Raw genomic sequence first — 15,062 nt, 5'->3', positions numbered from 1 at the left:
CGGCCGGGCACGTTCCCGCGGAGACGCGGCCGGGCACGTTCCCGCGGAGACGCGGCCGGGCACGTTCCCGCGGAGACGCGGCCGGGCACGTTCCCGCGGAGACGCGGCCGGGCACGTTCCCGCGGAGACGCGGCCGGGCACGTTCCCGCGGAGACGCGGCCGGGCACGTTCCCGCGGAGACGCGGCCGGGGCGGCTACCGCAGGTGGCGGGAGCCGACGTCGGCGGCCTCGGCGGCGGAGCGGCCGGCCCACCAGCCGGCGCCGTCCACGGACGAGCTGCTGCGGCTGCTGCGCACGCCGGGGAACAGCTCGGTGAACGCCTCGTCGACGGCCTCCTGCCGGGAGCGCAGCACGGGGAGCAGGTCCACACCGCGGTCCGTCGCCGCGGCCCTCGTCGCCTGCTCACGGGCGCTGGTCAGCCGCTCCCCGACACGGCCGGCGTAGCCCAGCAGGAACGCGCGTCGGAAGGAGCGGGAGGCCGAGCGCCGTCGTGCCGCCCGCTCGGCCGCGCCGAGTGCCTGGCCCGCCTGGAGCAGCAGCGAGGTGAACAGCAGCTCGACCGCGTCGAGGTCGGCGGGGACGCCGACCAGGGTGGCGATGCCCAGGTCCGGGTACCAGACGAGCCGGACGCCGTTGGCGCGGGCGACCACGTCGAGCAGCTGCACCTTCGCCCGGACGTACGGGTCCACGACGTGCACCCGGCGGGTGGCCACGTCGACGCGGCGTGGTGCGGTGCCGCCGTCCAGGAGCGCCGTGTCCACCGCGTAGCGGGTCATCAGCTCCTGCGCCTTGCCGGTGAGAGCCTCCGCCTCCTCGGGGAAGTCCGTGGACTCCGCCTTGGCCAGCAGCGCGCGGATCCGCCGCAGCACCCGTGCGTCGTCGCGCGGGGACGCCACCGCCGGACGGCGGGGACCTGCCTCCCTCCCGGCACCCCAGGCGGACGGCGGGGGCACCAGCCGCTCCACACGGGGGAGCGTGCGCAGCGTGGTCGCCAGCCGCAGCACCTCGCGCCACGCCTCGCCCGCCGGTCGCCCCTCCGCCCGGTGCCAGGCCGCGACCACGGCCGGGGCGCCCGCGGTCAGCGCCCCGAGCTCACCCAGCTGCGCCAGGCACGGCTCCGGCGCCCGCGACGCCGCGTCGGTCGCCCGGGCGTCCTCGGTGACCAGCGCCACCGCCAGCCGCGCCGTCCGGGCGCTCGACCCGCGGCCGACCGCGTGCGCGACGTCGGCCGGCTGCCAGCCCCGCTCCCAGACGTCGGCGAGGGCCGACAGCAGCGCGCCGGTGGCGGCGCCGGAGGCGTCCACGCCGGGGTCGCGCGCGGCCAGGACGCCGGCGACCCCGTCCGTGTCGTCGCCGCCGGGACGCCAGTCGCCCCCGAGCAGCAGGTCGCGGAGCCAGGCGTCGTCGGCGGTCGGGGTCCTCATGCCCGCGATGCTGCCCCGGCGGCCGCGCGCGACCCGGGAGGCCTGTGGACGCCGGGCCGTCGTCCACAGGCCTCCCGGAGCGTCACCGCGGACGGCGGAGCCAGTCCCGCTCGATCCGCTCCGCGCCCGCCGGCCGCCCCAGGAGGAAGCCCTGGGCCTGGGGGCACCCCAGCTCCCGGAGACGCCGGAGCTGCTCCTCGGTCTCCACGCCCTCGGCGGTGACGGTGGCGCCCAGGTGCCCGGCCAGCGCGAGGACGGCGGACACGATCGCGTCGGTCGGACGGTCGCCCGGTAGCCGCGCGACGAAGGAGCGGTCGAGCTTGAAGGCCTGCGGTGTCCGCTCCCGCAGCGCGGCGAAGCTGGAGTACCCCGTGCCGAAGTCGTCCACGGCGAGGATGACGCCGGCCGCGGTGAAGCGCTCCAGGGCCGCCCGCGACCCCGGCTCCATGGCGCAGGACTCGGTCATCTCCAGCTCCAGGGCGTCCGCGGGCAGCCCGAGGCGGTCGAGCAGGTCGAGGACGCGCGGGGCGAAGTCGGCCGGCAGCAGCTGACGCGTCGAGACGTTGACCGCCACCCGCGGCGTGGCCTCGGGACCGAAGACCCGTCGCCACCGCGCGGCCTGGCCGCAGGCCTGCTCGAGCACCTGCAGGCCGAGCTCGTGGATCAGCCCGGTCTCCTCGGCCGCGGGGATGAACTCGGCCGCCGGGACGTCCCCGCGCTCGGGGTCGTGCCACCGGGCGAGCGCCTCCACGGCCGCCAGCCGGCCGTCGGCCACCCGCACGATCGGCTGGTAGGCGACGGTCACCGCACCGGCCCCCACCGCGTGGCGCAGCGCGGCGCGCAGTCCCAGCCGGTCCCGGGTCTGCCGGCGCAGCGGCTCGTTGAAGACCTCGTAGCGGTTGCCCCCGGCCGCCTTGGCGCGCTGCAGGGCCATGTCGGCCGCCCGGAGCACCTCCTCGGCGTGCCCGTCCCCGTCCGGGCCGGCCGCGCTCCCGCGCTCCTCGCGGAGCCGCGGCCGGGCCAGCCCCTCGGCGTCGGCGACCGCCACCCCGACGCTGCCGGTCACGACGACCTCCCGGCCGTCGAGGGCACACGGCTCGGCCAGCGCGGCGAGCAGCCGCTCGGCCACCCCGGCCGCCTCCTCGACGCCGGTCACGCCGTCGAGGAGGACGGCGAGCTCGTCACCGCCCAGGCGGCTGACCAGGTCGCCGGGCCGCACCGCCCCCTCCAGCCGGCGCGCGACCGCGACCAGCAGCTCGTCGCCGGCGTCGTGCCCGAGCTGGTCGTTGACCCCCTTGAAGCCGTCGAGGTCGCAGTAGAGCACCGCGAACCGGCCGTCTCGACTGCGCTCCGCGCGGTGCGCCGCGACCTCCAGGCGGTCCATCAGCAGGACCCGGTTGGCCAGCCCCGTGAGCGAGTCGTGCACCGCCGCGTGCTCGGCGGCCGCGACGCTGGCCTGCCGGCCGGTGACCAGCGCGCCGAGGGTCAGGCCGGCCAGGGTGAGGGTCACCAGCCCGAGCTGCAGCCGCAGCGGGCTGTCCACGACGTCCCGGCCGACCAGGGCCACGGCGACGGCGTTGGCCCCGAGGACGGCGAACACCACCCGGGGCAGCCCGCCGCGGACCGCGATCCAGATCAGCGGCACGTACACCAGGTAGGCCAGGTCCAGCCCACCGACGGCCGGTTCGCCGTAGGCCAGGTACACCGTCGCGAGCAGCAGGGTGGCCTGCCCGGCGATCTCCAGCCGCTCGTCCAGCACCCGGGCGGCGAGCCGGCCGGCCCACCGCGGCCGGACCCGGCCCGGCCACACGGGGCGCTCGTGCCCGGGTGCGCCCCGGGGCGGACCGTCGAGCGGCGGCCGGTCCCGCCACAGCGCGGGCACCGCCCGGCTCGCGACGAGCAGCGCGGGGGTGAGCACCCCGACGCCCGTGGCCCGGCCGGACCAGAAGCCGAGGACGCCGCGGAACAGCTCACCCCAGGTCAGCAGCCCGGCGACCGTGTACTGCAGGACCTGGACGACCGCCACGACGAACGGCCCGGCGACGGCGGCCAGCGCCAGCAGCCAGACCACGTCGCGCTGACCGGGCAGCCGCGGGTCGATCCGCAGGCGCCGGAGCAGCAGCCAGGCCGCGGTCGTGTAGACGACGGTGCTGACGACGGCGCTGAGCCAGATGCTCACCCAGCTCACGTCCGGCCCGCTCACCACCAGCCCGTGCAGCGGGTCGGTCAGCAGCAGGAGCGGGGCGTAGCGCAGCCCGAACACCAGCAGCAGGGCGAAGCTCAACCCGGTGGGCGGGTACCACAGCGACACCTCCTGCCGAGCCTGGAAGACGCTGGCGACGACGTCCAGCCCCAGCCAGAGCCCCAGGTACGCCACCGAGACGATCAGCGGACCGCGCCACCGGCGCATGCTCGTCGCGTCCCCCTGTCCCCCTCGGCCGGACGGCCGCCGGCTGCGTCCTCCCTGCCCCGGGCGGACGGCCCTACACCCGGGGGCGCGCGGGGCCGGCCACTAGCCTGCCGCGGTGACGACCAGCTACCGGATCGCCGAGGCCGCGGCCCTGCTCGGGGTCAGCGACGACACGGTGCGCCGCTGGATCGACAGCGGCCGGCTGCCCGCGTCGCGCGAGGGTGGCGGCCCGGCGCACGTCGACGGTGCCGACCTCGCCCGCCTCGCCGCGGACCTGCACGAGGCGCCCGAGCCCGGCGCCACCCGCGGGTCGTCGGCCCGCAACCGGCTGGCCGGCATCGTCACCCGCGTCGTCCGCGACACCGTGATGGCGCAGGTGGAGATCCAGGCCGGGCCCTTCCGGCTGGTCTCGCTGATGTCCCGCGAGGCCGCCGACGAGCTGGGCCTCGAGGTCGGCGTCCGCGCCGTCGCGACGGTGAAGGCCACCCAGGTCAGCGTCGACGTCCCCTGATCTGCGGACAGCGCATCCGAGTGGCCGGCCGCACCAGCGGAGCTGAATCGTCTACTGTCCCGCACGTGCGGAGTGGGCGGATCCTGGCGGGACTGGCGACCCTGGCGGTGGTGGTGGCCGGGTGCGGGGGAGGCGACGACGACGCTGCGGCCTCGACGGCGGCGGCGTCCGCGAGCGGCCCGACCGGCACGGTGACCGTCTTCGCCGCCGCCTCGCTCACCGACGTGTTCACCGACCTCGGGCAGCGGCTGGAGGAGGAGCACGACGGGCTCACCGTGCAGTTCAACTTCGCCGGCAGCTCGGCGCTGGCCACCCAGCTGACCCAGGGCGCCCCCGCCGACGTGTTCGCCTCGGCCAACGGCACGCAGATGGCGGTGGTCACCGACGCCGGCCTGGCCGAGGGCGAGCCGGCCGTCTTCACCGCCAACGTGCTGCAGATCGCCGTCCCCGCGGGCAACCCGGCCGGCGTCACCGGCCTGGCCGACTTCGGCCGCGAGGACCTCACCGTCGCCGTCTGCGCCCCCGACGTGCCCTGCGGGGCGGCCTCGGCGGACGTCTTCGCCGCCGCCGGGGTCACGCCCCGCCCCGACACCCTGGAGGAGGACGTGCGCGCCGCGCTCACCAAGGTCGAGCTCGGTGAGGTCGACGCCGCGCTGGTCTACACCACGGACGTCGTCGCCGCCGGGGACGCCGTCGAGGGCATCGCCGTCCCCGAGGCCGAGGACGCCGTCAACGACTACCCGCTGTGCACGCTGGCCGCCGCGCCCAACCCCGAGGGCGCGCGGGCCTTCGTCGACCTGGTGCGCTCCGAGGAGGGGCAGCAGGCGCTCGGGGCGGCCGGCTTCCGGGCGCCGTGAGGCGGGAGCGCACCCCGGCGCCGCTGCTGGTCCCCGCGGCCCTCGCGGTCGCCTTCCTCGTCCTCCCGCTGGCCGGGCTGCTGGTCCGGACGCCGTGGTCGCAGCTCGGCACGCTGCTCACCGCGCCCGGCGTCGGGCAGGCGCTGCGGCTGTCGGTCGTCTCGGCGACCCTGGCCACCCTGGTCTCCGTCGTCCTCGGCGTGCCGCTGGCCTGGGTGCTCGCGCGGTCGCGGGCGCGCGGGCGGGCGGTGCTGCGGGCGCTGGTCACCGTGCCGCTGGTGCTGCCGCCGGTCGTCGGCGGCGTCGCGCTGTTCCTCGTGCTGGGCCGGCAGGGCATCGTCGGCAGCTGGCTGGCCGAGACCACCGGGATCACCATCCCGTTCACCACGGCCGCGGTGGTCATCGCCGAGACGTTCGTCGCGATGCCGTTCCTCGTCATCAGCGTCGAGGGCGCGCTGCGGGGCGCCGACGTCCGCTTCGAGGACGCCGCCGCCACCCTCGGCGCCGACCGTTGGACCACCTTCCGCCGGGTCACCCTGCCGCTGGTCGCGCCCGGCGTCGCGGCCGGCGCGGTGCTGTGCTGGGCGCGGGCGCTGGGCGAGTTCGGCGCCACGATCACCTTCGCCGGCAACTTCCCGGGGACGACGCAGACGATGCCGCTCGCGGTCTACCTCGCCCTGCAGCGCGACCCGCAGGCGGCGATCGTGCTGTCGCTGGTGCTCCTGGTCGTCTCGGTGGCCACCCTGCTGCTGCTCCGCGACCGCTGGCTGGGCCGGGGCGCCGCGGCGTGACGCTGGCCGCGCACGTCGTCGTCCGCCGGGGCCCGCTCACCGTCGACGTCGCCCTGGACGTCGCCGACGGCGAGGTGCTCGCCGTCCTCGGGCCCAACGGCGCGGGCAAGTCCACGCTGCTGCGCGTGCTGGCCGGCCTGCTGCCGCCCGACGGCGGCCGGGTCGCCGTCGACGGCCGGCCGTGGGACGACGTGGACGCCGGCGTGCGCCTGCCCGCCCACCGGCGCCCGCTCGGGATGGTCTTCCAGGACCACCTGCTGTTCCCGCACCTGTCGGTGCTGGACAACGTCGCCTTCGGCCCCCGCACGCGCGGGGCGTCGAGGGCCGCGGCGCGGGAGGCGGCGGCCGCCTGGCTCGACCGCGTCGGGCTGGCCGACCTGGGCGCCCGCCGGCCCGGGCAGCTCTCCGGCGGGCAGGCGCAGCGCGCGGCACTGGCCCGCGCACTGGTCGGCGACCCCGCGCTGCTGCTGCTCGACGAGCCGCTGTCGGCGCTGGACGCCCGGACCCGGCTGGCCGTCCGCGCCGAGCTGCGCCGGCACCTCGCCGAGTTCGGCGGCAGCACCGTGCTGGTCACCCACGACCCCGTGGACGCGACGGCACTGGCCGACCGGGTGCTCGTGGTCGAGGACGGCGCCGTGGTGCAGGCCGGGACGCCGGCCGACGTCGCCCGGCACCCGCGCACCGACTACGTCGCCCGGCTGGTCGGGCTCTCGCTGCTGCCGGGCACGGGGGAGGGGCTGGCCGTGCGGCTGGCCGGCGGCGGGGTGGTCGCCGTCGCCGAGCCCGCGGCCGGCCCCGTGCTGGTGGCCATCCGCCCGGAGTCGGTGGCGCTCTACCCGTCGCGGCCGGGAGGCAGCCCGCGCAACGCCTGGCCGGCGCGGGTGGCCGGCGCGACGCCCCACGGCTCCACGGTGCGCTGCGAGCTCGACGGCGAGGTGCCGCTGCTCGCCGACGTCACCGCGACCGCGTTCGCCGAGCTGGGGCTGGCCCCGGGCTCGCCGGTGTGGGCGGTGGTCAAGGCCTCCGAGGTCACCGTCTACGCGCGCTGAGACGGGGCGCGCTGCAAGGGTGGGGGGCATGAGCACGGTCGCCGGGCTGGTCCTCGCCGCGGGCGGGGGCCGCCGCTACGGGATGCCCAAGGCGCTGGTCGAGTATGGGGGCAGCTTGCTGGTCGAGCGGGCGGTGCGGACGGCGCGGGCGGTGTGCGACCCGGTGCTCGTCGTCCTCGGCGCCCGCGCGGTGGAGGTCTGGCGCACCGCCGACCTCACCGGCGCCACCGTGCTGGCCAACCGCGACTGGGGGACCGGCATGGCCTCGAGCCTGCGCACCGGCCTCGACGGGCTGCGCGGCTGGCCCGGGGCGGTCGACGCCGCGCTGGTCACGCTGGTGGACACGCCGGGGATGACGCCGGAGGCGCTGCGCGCGGTCGCCGCGCACGCCGCTCCGGACGCGCTGGCGGTGGCCGCCTACGACGGCGTCCGCGGCCACCCGGTGCTGCTCGGGCGCGAGCACTGGGCCGGGGTGGCCGCCACCGCGACCGGCGACGAGGGCGCCCGCCGCTACCTGTCCGCGCACGCCGTCACCGAGGTCGACTGCACCGGCCTGGCCGACCCGGTCGACCTCGACGTGCCGCCCGGCGGGGTAGCTTCGGCGCCGTGACCGCCGGCCTCCTCATCGCCCGAGTCGTCGACGAGCCGCTGTCGGTCGCCGAGCACGAGCAGGCGGTGTCCGACCGCGGTGCCGGCGCTGTCGTCTCCTTCTCCGGGGTCGTCCGCGACACCGACGGCGGCCGGTCGGTGACCGAGCTCGAGTACGTCGGGCACCCCACCGCCGAGGCGGTCATCGTCGAGCTGGCCGAGGAGTTCGCCGCGCGGCCCGAGGTGCGCGCGGTCGCCGTCTCCCACCGGGTGGGGCTGCTGGGCATCGGTGACGTGGCCCTCGCCTGCGCGGTCAGCGCGGCACACCGCGGCGAGGCCTTCCGTGCCTGCGCCGAGCTCGTCGACGAGGTCAAGGCGCGGCTGCCGATCTGGAAGCGGCAGGTCTTCACCGACGGCGCCGAGGAGTGGGTCGCCTGCCCCTGAGGGCACCCGTGACCCGTGACCGGACCGTGGCCGTGGGTGCGGCCGAGGTCCTTGACCCGGCCGGTCGCCCGTGGCACAACAGGCGCTGGCTCCAAGGGTGGGGCGCGGTCTCGGGGGCACGTCACCGCAGCGGACGGGAGGTGCAGGCCCGTGGTCGCGCCGCAGCGGGACGCCCACCTGGAGGCGATGCCGCTCTGCTACGTCTCCGTCGACGCCGCCTGGCGGGTCACCTACGTCAACGCCGCCGGTGAGGCCGTCCTCGGCCGGACCTGGGACGAGCTGGTCGGCACCGACTGGTGGGCGGCCTTCCCGGCCACCGTGGACAGCGAGTTCGGCCGCGCCTACCGCCAGGCCGTCGCCACCGGGCACGCGCAGACCGTCGAGGCCTTCCACCCCGCGCCGCTGGACCGCTGGTTCGAGGTCCGCGCCGTGCCGCTGGCCGCCGGCGGCCTCGCGCTGTACCTCTCCGACGTCACCGACCGCCGGCTGGCGCAGGACCGGCTCGCGCTGCTGGCCCGGGTGGGCGCCGAGCTGACCGGCACGCTGGACCTGGCCGAGGCGGTGCGCCGCATCCCGCGCCTGGTGGTGCCCGAGCTCGGCGAGGGCTGCCTGCTCACCGTGCTCGACGACGAGGGACGCCCCCGCGACCTGGGGTCGTGGCACCGCGACCCGGCCCTCCGCGACGTCCTGGCCCGCTACGCCGCGGTGCGGCTGCCCGCCATGCCCGCGGCGGCGCCGGTGGTGCGGGCGCTGGCCGGGCAGACCGTGGCCGCCGACGGCGCCGACGTGCTGGCCGCCATGCCCGACTCGGAGGCGCACGGGCTCTACCGCACGCTGGGCACCCCCGCGGTGCTCGCCGTGCCGCTGCCCGGCCGCGAGCGGGTCATCGGCGCGCTGACCTTCCTCGCCGGCGCCACCCCGGTCGACCCGCTCACCGCCCGCGAGGTGGCCGGCCGGGTGGGCCTGGCGCTCGACAACGTCCGGCTCTTCGCCCGCCAGCGCCAGCTGGCCGAGGCGCTGCAGCGCAGCCTGCTCACCCGCCCGCGCCGGTCGGAGCTCGGCCGGATCGCGGTGCGCTACACCCCGGCCGCCGAGGCCGCCCGGGTCGGCGGCGACTGGTATGACGCCTTCGTGCAGCCCGGCGGGGGCACCACGCTGGTCATCGGTGACGTCGTCGGGCACGACACCGCGGCGGCCGCGGCGATGGGCCAGCTGCGCTCGCTGCTGCGCGGCATCGCCGTCTACAGCGACGCCGGCCCGGCCGAGGTGCTGCGCGGGCTGGACACCGCGATGGCCACCCTCGGCGTCGACACCCTGGCCACCGCCGCCGTCGCCCGCTTCGAGCGGACGCCGCAGGACGCCGCGGCCGGGCGCACGCGGATGTGCTGGTCCAACGCCGGGCACCTGCCGCCGCTGCTGCTCCGGCCCTGCGGCACCCCGGTCGCGCTGCCCGAGGGTCCCGGCGACCTGCTGCTCGGCGTCGACCCGCAGAGCCCGCGCACCGAGTCGGAGGTCGCCCTGGAGGCCGGGACGACGGTGCTGCTCTACACCGACGGCCTGGTCGAGCGGCGCGGCAGCGACCTCGACGCGGGCATGGCCCGGCTGGTGGCCGCCGCCCGTGAGCTGGCCGACCGGCCGCTCGGCGCGCTCTGCGACGAGCTCATCGAGCGGCTGGTGCAGGGCCGGCCCGAGGACGACGTCGCCCTGGTCGCCCTGCGCCTGGGCGGCTGACCGCCCTCGGCGCGGGTCAACCGACGGTGCGGCCGTCCTCGTCGGTCCGCCGGGGCGTGCCGGAGCCGCGGGCGGCCTCCCCGGCGCGCTCCTCCTCGAGCTCCACCTCCGCCTCCAGCCGGTGCGCCTCCCCGGCCACCTGGGCCGCGGCGTCGCCGTGCGACTGGCCGTAGACCTCCTCGGCCCGGCCGAGCAGTTCCTCCGCCTTGGCCTTGGCCCTGTCGATGAAGCTCATCGCGCTCCCGTCCTCTCCTGACCCCGGTGGGCAGCGTCCCGGATCTCGCCCACGAGCTCCTCCAGGATGTCCTCCAGCGCCACCACGCCCACCACCCGGCCACCATCGGTCACCGCGGCGAACTGTGCCCGCCCGGCCTGCATCACGCCGAGGGTGCGCCGCAGGTCGTCGGCGGCGGCCACCCGCGGCAGCGGCCGGGTGATGTCGCGGACCCGCGGCTCGGGGGCGCCGTCGGGCACCAGCACGTCCTTGACGTGGACGTAGCCGAGCAGCCGGTCGCCCTCGGCCACCGGGAAGCGGGAGAAGCCGGTGGCCGCGGCCGCCCGCTCGACGGCGGCGGTGCCCTCGCCCGGGGCGACGACGGTCAGCGCCGAGCGCGGGATGAGCACCGAGCGGGTGTCGCGGTCCTCCAGCCCCAGCGCGCCGGTGAGCAGCTCGTGGCCGCGCTCGTCGAGCAGGCCGCCGGCCCGCGACTCGTCGATCAGGCCGGCCACCTCGTCGCGGGTGAACGCGCTCGCCACCTCGTCGCGGGGCTGCACCCGCAGCAGCCGCAGCACACCGTTGGCCAGCGCGTTGAGCGCGACGATGACCGGCTTGAGCACGGTGACGACGGCGGCCAGCGGCGGCGCCAGCAGCAGGGCCGCGCGGTCGGGCCCGGCCAGCGCCAGGTTCTTGGGGACCATCTCGCCGATCACCACGTGCAGCGCCACGACGACGGTGAGCGCGATGACGAAGGCGATCGGGTGCACCAGCGCCTCGGGCACCGAGAGCAGCGTGAACACCGGCTCCAGCAGGTGCGCGACCGCGGGCTCGCCGATGGCACCCAGGCCCAGCGAGCAGACGGTGATGCCGAGCTGGGCGCCGGCCATCATCAGCGACACCCGCTCCATGGCCGCCAGCGTCGTCCGGGCGCGGCGCGAGCCGGCCTCGGCGAGGGGCTCGACCGACGAGCGGCGCGCGGAGATGAGCGCGAACTCCGCGCCCACGAAGAAGGCGTTGGCCAGCAGCAGCACGACGGCGACCAGCACGCCGACCCAGTCACCCACGGCCGGCCTCCTGCTCCTCGCCGGACGTCGCCGGCAGCGCGCCGACGACGGCCCGCTCGACGCGGGTGCCGTCGACCCGCTCGACGCGCACCCACACGCCGGGCGGCAGGCCCTCAGCCTCGGCGGCCAGCTCCGGCGGCAGGGGAGGGCGCGCCTCGATCCGGTCGCCGACGTCGGGGATGCGGCCCAGCACGTGCAGCACCAGCCCGCCCAGGGTCTCGTAGTGCCGGTCGGCGGGCACCGCCAGGCCGGTGGCCGCCGCGACCTCGTCGGGCCGCAGCAGGCCCGACACCGACCAGGTGCCGTCGCCGCGGTCGACGACGTCGTCGCCGCTGTCGGTGTCGTGCTCGTCGGTGAGGTCGCCGACGAGCTCCTCGACGAGGTCCTCCACGGTCACCACGCCGTCGGTGCCGCCGTACTCGTCGACGACGACGGCCATCTGCAGGCCGCCGCGGCGCAGGTCGCCGAGCAGGTCGTCGAGCCGGCGCGACGTCGGCACGAACAGCGCCGGCAGCATCACCGCCGACACCGGGGTCCCCTCGCGCCGGTCACGGGCGACGGCGAGGGCGTGTTTCACGTGCACCATCCCCACGACGTCGTCGACACCGGCGGCCGAGACGACCGGGAAGCGGGAGTGGCCGGACTCGCGGGCGACGGTGAGCACCGCGGCGACCGGCGCCTCGGCGTCCACGGTGGTCATCCGCGTGCGCGGGGTGGCGGCGTCGCTGGCGCGCAGCTCGCCGAAGGCCAGGCCGCGCTCGAGCAGCACCGCGGTCTCGGCCGGCAGCGTGCCCTGGCGGCCCGAGCGGCGGACCAGCGAGGTCAGCTCCTCGGGTGAGCGGGCCGAGGCCAGCTCCTCCTGGGGCTCGACGCCGAACAGCCGGCGCAGCAGGACGTTCGCCCCGCCGTTGAGCAGCCGGATGACCGGCGACGTGGCCCGGGTGAAGCCCCGCTGGAAGCCCGACACGGCCTTCGCGGTGCGCAGCGGCTCGCTGATCGCCACGTTCTTGGGCACCAGCTCGCCGACCACCATGGTCAGCACGGTGGCCAGGACCAGGGCGAGGGTGATCGACACCGACCGGGCCGCCGCGCCGGAGAGGCCGACCGACTCCAGCGGCCCGCGCAGCAGGGCCGCGATGGAGGGCTCGGCGACGAAGCCGATGGCCAGGTTGGTGACGGTGATGCCCAGCTGGGCGCCCGAGAGCTGGGTGGACAGGGTGCGCAGCGCGGCGAGCACGCCGGGCGACCCGCGCACGCCCTCGGCGGCCTCGCGCTCGACGGTGGCCCGGTCGACGGTCACCAGGGCGAACTCGAAGGCGACGAAGCCGGCGCAGGCCAGGACCAGCGCCACGCCGACGAGGACCAGCAGCCACTCGATCACGGGGTGACCTGGGCGGCGGGGGAGGGCAGGGGACGGCTCGTATGGTGAGGCGAGCTCACGAGGGGGCGGTCATCCTCCGGCGAAGGGGGGCAGCACGTCGACGACCGCCCCGGGTGCCAGCTGCAACGCACGGTCGCGCGTCTGCGTTCCGTCGACCAGGAACGAGCAGGCGGTGAGCACCCGCTCCAGCCGCTCGCCGTGGACCGCCACGATCGCGCCGACCAGCTCCTCCAGCGTGCCGGCCGCGCAGGTCTCGGTGTCCACGCCGGCCGCCGCGCGGGCGCCGGCGAAGTAGCGGACGGTGACGGTCCCGCTCACGGCCGCTCAGCCGCCGATCGCCGACATGGGCCGGCTCGGCTGCAGGAAGCTCGGGTCGTCGATGCCGTGGCCGGGGAGCTTGGCCAGCGTGGCGATCCGCCAGCGGTCGGCGAGCTCGGCGTCGGTGGCGCCCTCGCGCATCGCCGTCCGGAGGTCGGACTCCTCGCGGGCGAACAGGCAGTTGCGGATCTGCCCGTCGGCGGTGAGCCGGGTGCGGTCGCAGGTGCCGCAGAAGGAGCGGGTGACCGAGGCGATGACCCCGACGGTGGCCGGGCCGCCGTCGACCAGCCAGCGCTCGGCAGGGGCCGAGCCGCGCTCCTCGGTGTCGGGCTCGAGCACGTGCGCCGCCGAGAGCCGCTCCAGGATGTCCTCGGCGGTGACCATCTCGCCGCGGGTCCACGCGTGGTGGGCGTCGAGCGGCATCTGCTCGATGAAGCGCAGCTGGTAGCCGTGCTCGAGGCAGAAGTCGAGCAGGGGGACGGCGTCGTCCTCGTTGATCCCGCGCAGCAGGACGGCGTTGACCTTCACCGGGGTCAGCCCGGCGTCGTGCGCGGCCCGCAGGCCCGCGAGGACGTCGTGGAGCCGGTCGCGGTGGGTGAGCTGCCGGAACCGCCCGCGGTCGAGGGTGTCGAGGCTGACGTTGATCCGGTCGAGGCCGGCCTCGGCGAGGGCCGGCGCGACCCGGGCCAGGCCGATGGCGTTGGTGGTGAGGCTGACCTCGGGGCGCGGGGTGAGGGCGGTGGCCGCCGCGACGATGCCGACCAGGCCCGGGCGCAGCAGCGGCTCGCCGCCGGTGAAGCGCACCTCGCGGATGCCGAGCTCCTCGACGCCGATGCGGACCAGCCGGGCGACCTCGTCGTCGGTGAGCTGCTCGACCTTGGGCAGCCACTGCAGCCCCTCGGGCGGCATGCAGTACGTGCAGCGCAGGTTGCAGCGGTCGGTCAGCGAGACGCGCAGGTCGGTGGCGACCCGGCCGTGCCGGTCGACCAGCCCGCCGGTCCCCGGCGCAACACCGCTCGGGACGCCGTCGGACGGCCGGGTCCGGGGGTCGGGGAGGGGTGTGGCGCTCACGCCTGCGAATGTAGTGGCGGAACCGGGGCGCGTCCCCGTCCCGTACGGATCGGGTCCGGAAACACCGCATCCGCGGACGCGACGGGGTTCCCCTGCCGCGTCCGCGGATGCGGAGCGCTGCACCGACGTTGCACGCCGGCGGTGGTTCAGCCGATCGGGGTGGGGGCGGTCGGGTCCGGCGGCACCGGCACGGAGCCCTGGATGCGGTTGCGGGCCTGGCAGTCGGTGGTGCAGTTGGTGGCGCCGGCCGACAGCTCGACCGCGTCCTCGCCCAGCACGCCGCCCATCCGGCCGCCCGAGGCGACCGACCAGCGGGTGGTGGTGGCGGTCTGCTCGAGCTTGGTGGCCACCTGCGGGCTGTCCTTGCCCAGCAGCATCTGGTGGGTCGCGTCGGCGGGGACGCCGTCGCCGAAGTTGATCTTCCCGGTGTACTCGTTCACGAAGTAGAAGAGGCCGGCGCCGAGGGTGTGCACGTACTCGACGGCGGTGCCGAACTCCTGCTCCACCTGGAAGATGCCGCCCTGCGGGGCGTCCTTCGACTGGACCTTGAACTTCCCGGCGGCGGTGCTGAACTCGGTCACCAGGACGTCGTCGCGCAGCCGCAGGTCGCTGATCCGCACGCCGCGCAGCTGGGCCGCGGTGAGGACGGGGACCTTGGAGGCGAACACGACGGTGGGGGCGGTGACCATGCGCTCCGGGCTCGGTGCACCGGTCAGCGTGTAGTCGTAGACACCCAGCGTCGCCGGGTCGATCCTGTAGGTGACGTGCGTCCCGCGGACGACGATCGGCCCGGTCGGCGTCACGCCCTGCAGGCGGGTCTCGCGACCGGCGGCGGGGTCGTAGGTCCGGCCGTTGACGGTGACCGAGAAGTCGCCGCCGGCGCTGCCGCCCTCGCCGGCGCCGTCGTCGCCGCCGGCCCACGCGGTGCCGGGGGCGAGCAGGGCGGTCAGCGCGAGCAGCAGGACCAGCAGGGGGCGGAGGGGCAGCGGGCGGTGCTGCCGCGGGGAGGGCGCCACGGGGCTCCTTCGGACGGTGTGCGGGACGTCACCCAGAGTGCATGAAGCTTCATGCACCTGGGCGGCGACACGCGGGTCCGGGCGAAACCGGGACGACGCCGGGCGAGGCCGTTGGCTACGGTCGAGGACGCCACCCGAGGGTCCGGCGGGCACCCCCGCACTCGCCTGTGGCCAGGAAGCGCGAGAGAAC

15 protein-coding genes and 1 pseudogene are annotated in these 15,062 nt (G+C 76.9%); 8 read left to right on the top strand and 8 right to left on the bottom strand.

What is annotated here, in order from left to right; all coding sequences use genetic code 11:
* Nucleotides 1–194: 194 nt before the first annotated feature.
* The gene (locus tag LY71_RS24575; RefSeq protein WP_106281366.1) at nt 195–1,424 is read right to left on the bottom strand and encodes a DUF2786 domain-containing protein; all 1,230 of its coding nucleotides are present in this window, start codon (nt 1,422–1,424) and stop codon (nt 195–197) included.
* 82 nt (nt 1,425–1,506) lie between these two features.
* Nucleotides 1,507–3,834, bottom strand: coding sequence for a putative bifunctional diguanylate cyclase/phosphodiesterase (locus LY71_RS20825; protein ID WP_106281364.1), 2,328 nt, complete (start codon nt 3,832–3,834; stop codon nt 1,507–1,509).
* A gap of 115 nt (nt 3,835–3,949) precedes the next feature.
* Between LY71_RS20825 and LY71_RS20820 the strand changes: the two genes are divergently transcribed.
* From LY71_RS20820 to LY71_RS20790, 8 genes and pseudogenes are all read left to right on the top strand, one after another.
* Nucleotides 3,950–4,345 (top strand): TOBE domain-containing protein, encoded by a 396-nt coding sequence (locus LY71_RS20820; RefSeq protein ID WP_106281362.1) that lies wholly within the window; start codon nt 3,950–3,952, stop codon nt 4,343–4,345.
* A 65-nt stretch (nt 4,346–4,410) separates the two neighbouring features.
* Nucleotides 4,411–5,202, top strand: coding sequence for a molybdate ABC transporter substrate-binding protein (modA, locus tag LY71_RS20815; protein ID WP_106281360.1), 792 nt, complete (start codon nt 4,411–4,413; stop codon nt 5,200–5,202).
* A complete protein-coding gene (locus tag LY71_RS20810; protein WP_106281358.1) occupies nt 5,199–5,993 on the top strand; it encodes an ABC transporter permease in 795 nt (264 codons plus the stop codon). The genes modA and LY71_RS20810 overlap by 4 nt, the downstream gene beginning before the upstream one ends.
* A gap of 29 nt (nt 5,994–6,022) precedes the next feature.
* Nucleotides 6,023–6,466, top strand: a pseudogene (locus LY71_RS24755) (ATP-binding cassette domain-containing protein); the annotation flags it as partial.
* Between the two features lie 90 nt (nt 6,467–6,556).
* Nucleotides 6,557–7,042 (top strand): TOBE domain-containing protein, encoded by a 486-nt coding sequence (locus LY71_RS24750; RefSeq protein ID WP_425433038.1) that lies wholly within the window; start codon nt 6,557–6,559, stop codon nt 7,040–7,042.
* Between the two features lie 28 nt (nt 7,043–7,070).
* Complete coding sequence (locus LY71_RS20800) at nt 7,071–7,652, top strand: nucleotidyltransferase family protein (protein WP_106281354.1); 582 nt, start codon at nt 7,071–7,073, stop codon at nt 7,650–7,652.
* On the top strand, nt 7,649–8,074 hold the full coding sequence (locus LY71_RS20795) for a molybdenum cofactor biosynthesis protein MoaE (RefSeq protein ID WP_106281352.1): 426 nt from the start codon (nt 7,649–7,651) through the stop codon (nt 8,072–8,074). Before LY71_RS20800 ends, LY71_RS20795 begins: the two co-directional genes overlap by 4 nt.
* Nucleotides 8,075–8,224: 150 nt before the next feature.
* Nucleotides 8,225–9,805 (top strand): SpoIIE family protein phosphatase, encoded by a 1,581-nt coding sequence (locus LY71_RS20790; RefSeq protein WP_245888153.1) that lies wholly within the window; start codon nt 8,225–8,227, stop codon nt 9,803–9,805.
* Between the two features lie 16 nt (nt 9,806–9,821).
* Here LY71_RS20790 and LY71_RS20785 read toward each other — a convergent pair whose 3' ends face one another.
* The 6 genes from LY71_RS20785 to LY71_RS20760 all read right to left on the bottom strand — a co-directional run bounded on the left by LY71_RS20785 (nt 9,822) and on the right by LY71_RS20760 (nt 14,872).
* Nucleotides 9,822–10,040: a hypothetical protein gene (locus tag LY71_RS20785; protein ID WP_106281350.1), complete on the bottom strand. Its 219-nt coding sequence runs from the start codon at nt 10,038–10,040 to the stop codon at nt 9,822–9,824.
* The gene (locus LY71_RS20780; protein WP_106281348.1) at nt 10,037–11,086 is read right to left on the bottom strand and encodes a hemolysin family protein; all 1,050 of its coding nucleotides are present in this window, start codon (nt 11,084–11,086) and stop codon (nt 10,037–10,039) included. Before LY71_RS20780 ends, LY71_RS20785 begins: the two co-directional genes overlap by 4 nt.
* Complete coding sequence (locus tag LY71_RS20775; RefSeq protein ID WP_106281346.1) at nt 11,079–12,467, bottom strand: hemolysin family protein; 1,389 nt, start codon at nt 12,465–12,467, stop codon at nt 11,079–11,081. The genes LY71_RS20780 and LY71_RS20775 overlap by 8 nt, the downstream gene beginning before the upstream one ends.
* 69 nt (nt 12,468–12,536) lie before the next feature.
* Nucleotides 12,537–12,785, bottom strand: a complete 249-nt coding sequence (locus tag LY71_RS20770) for a MoaD/ThiS family protein (RefSeq protein ID WP_106281344.1) — start codon at nt 12,783–12,785, stop codon at nt 12,537–12,539.
* Between the two features lie 6 nt (nt 12,786–12,791).
* The gene (gene moaA, locus LY71_RS20765) at nt 12,792–13,856 is read right to left on the bottom strand and encodes a GTP 3',8-cyclase MoaA (RefSeq protein WP_106281342.1); all 1,065 of its coding nucleotides are present in this window, start codon (nt 13,854–13,856) and stop codon (nt 12,792–12,794) included.
* 146 nt (nt 13,857–14,002) lie between these two features.
* Nucleotides 14,003–14,872 (bottom strand): hypothetical protein, encoded by an 870-nt coding sequence (locus tag LY71_RS20760; RefSeq protein WP_106281340.1) that lies wholly within the window; start codon nt 14,870–14,872, stop codon nt 14,003–14,005.
* Nucleotides 14,873–15,062: the final 190 nt, after the last annotated feature.

The organism is Geodermatophilus tzadiensis (assembly GCF_003002915.1).
Taxonomy (GTDB): domain Bacteria; phylum Actinomycetota; class Actinomycetes; order Mycobacteriales; family Geodermatophilaceae; genus Geodermatophilus; species Geodermatophilus tzadiensis.
Note: the sequence above shows the minus strand (reverse complement) of the source record. Positions and strands in the feature narration are given on the sequence as shown.

What these genes read in the sequence shown, in the direction of transcription:
- LY71_RS24575 (WP_106281366.1), bottom strand. Translation starts at nt 1,424, where the DNA reads ATGAGGACCCCGACCGCCGACGACGCCTGGCTCCGCGACCTGCTGCTC.
- LY71_RS20825 (WP_106281364.1), bottom strand. Translation starts at nt 3,834, where the DNA reads ATGCGCCGGTGGCGCGGTCCGCTGATCGTCTCGGTGGCGTACCTGGGG.
- LY71_RS20800 (WP_106281354.1), top strand. Translation starts at nt 7,071, where the DNA reads ATGAGCACGGTCGCCGGGCTGGTCCTCGCCGCGGGCGGGGGCCGCCGC.
- LY71_RS20785 (WP_106281350.1), bottom strand. Translation starts at nt 10,040, where the DNA reads ATGAGCTTCATCGACAGGGCCAAGGCCAAGGCGGAGGAACTGCTCGGC.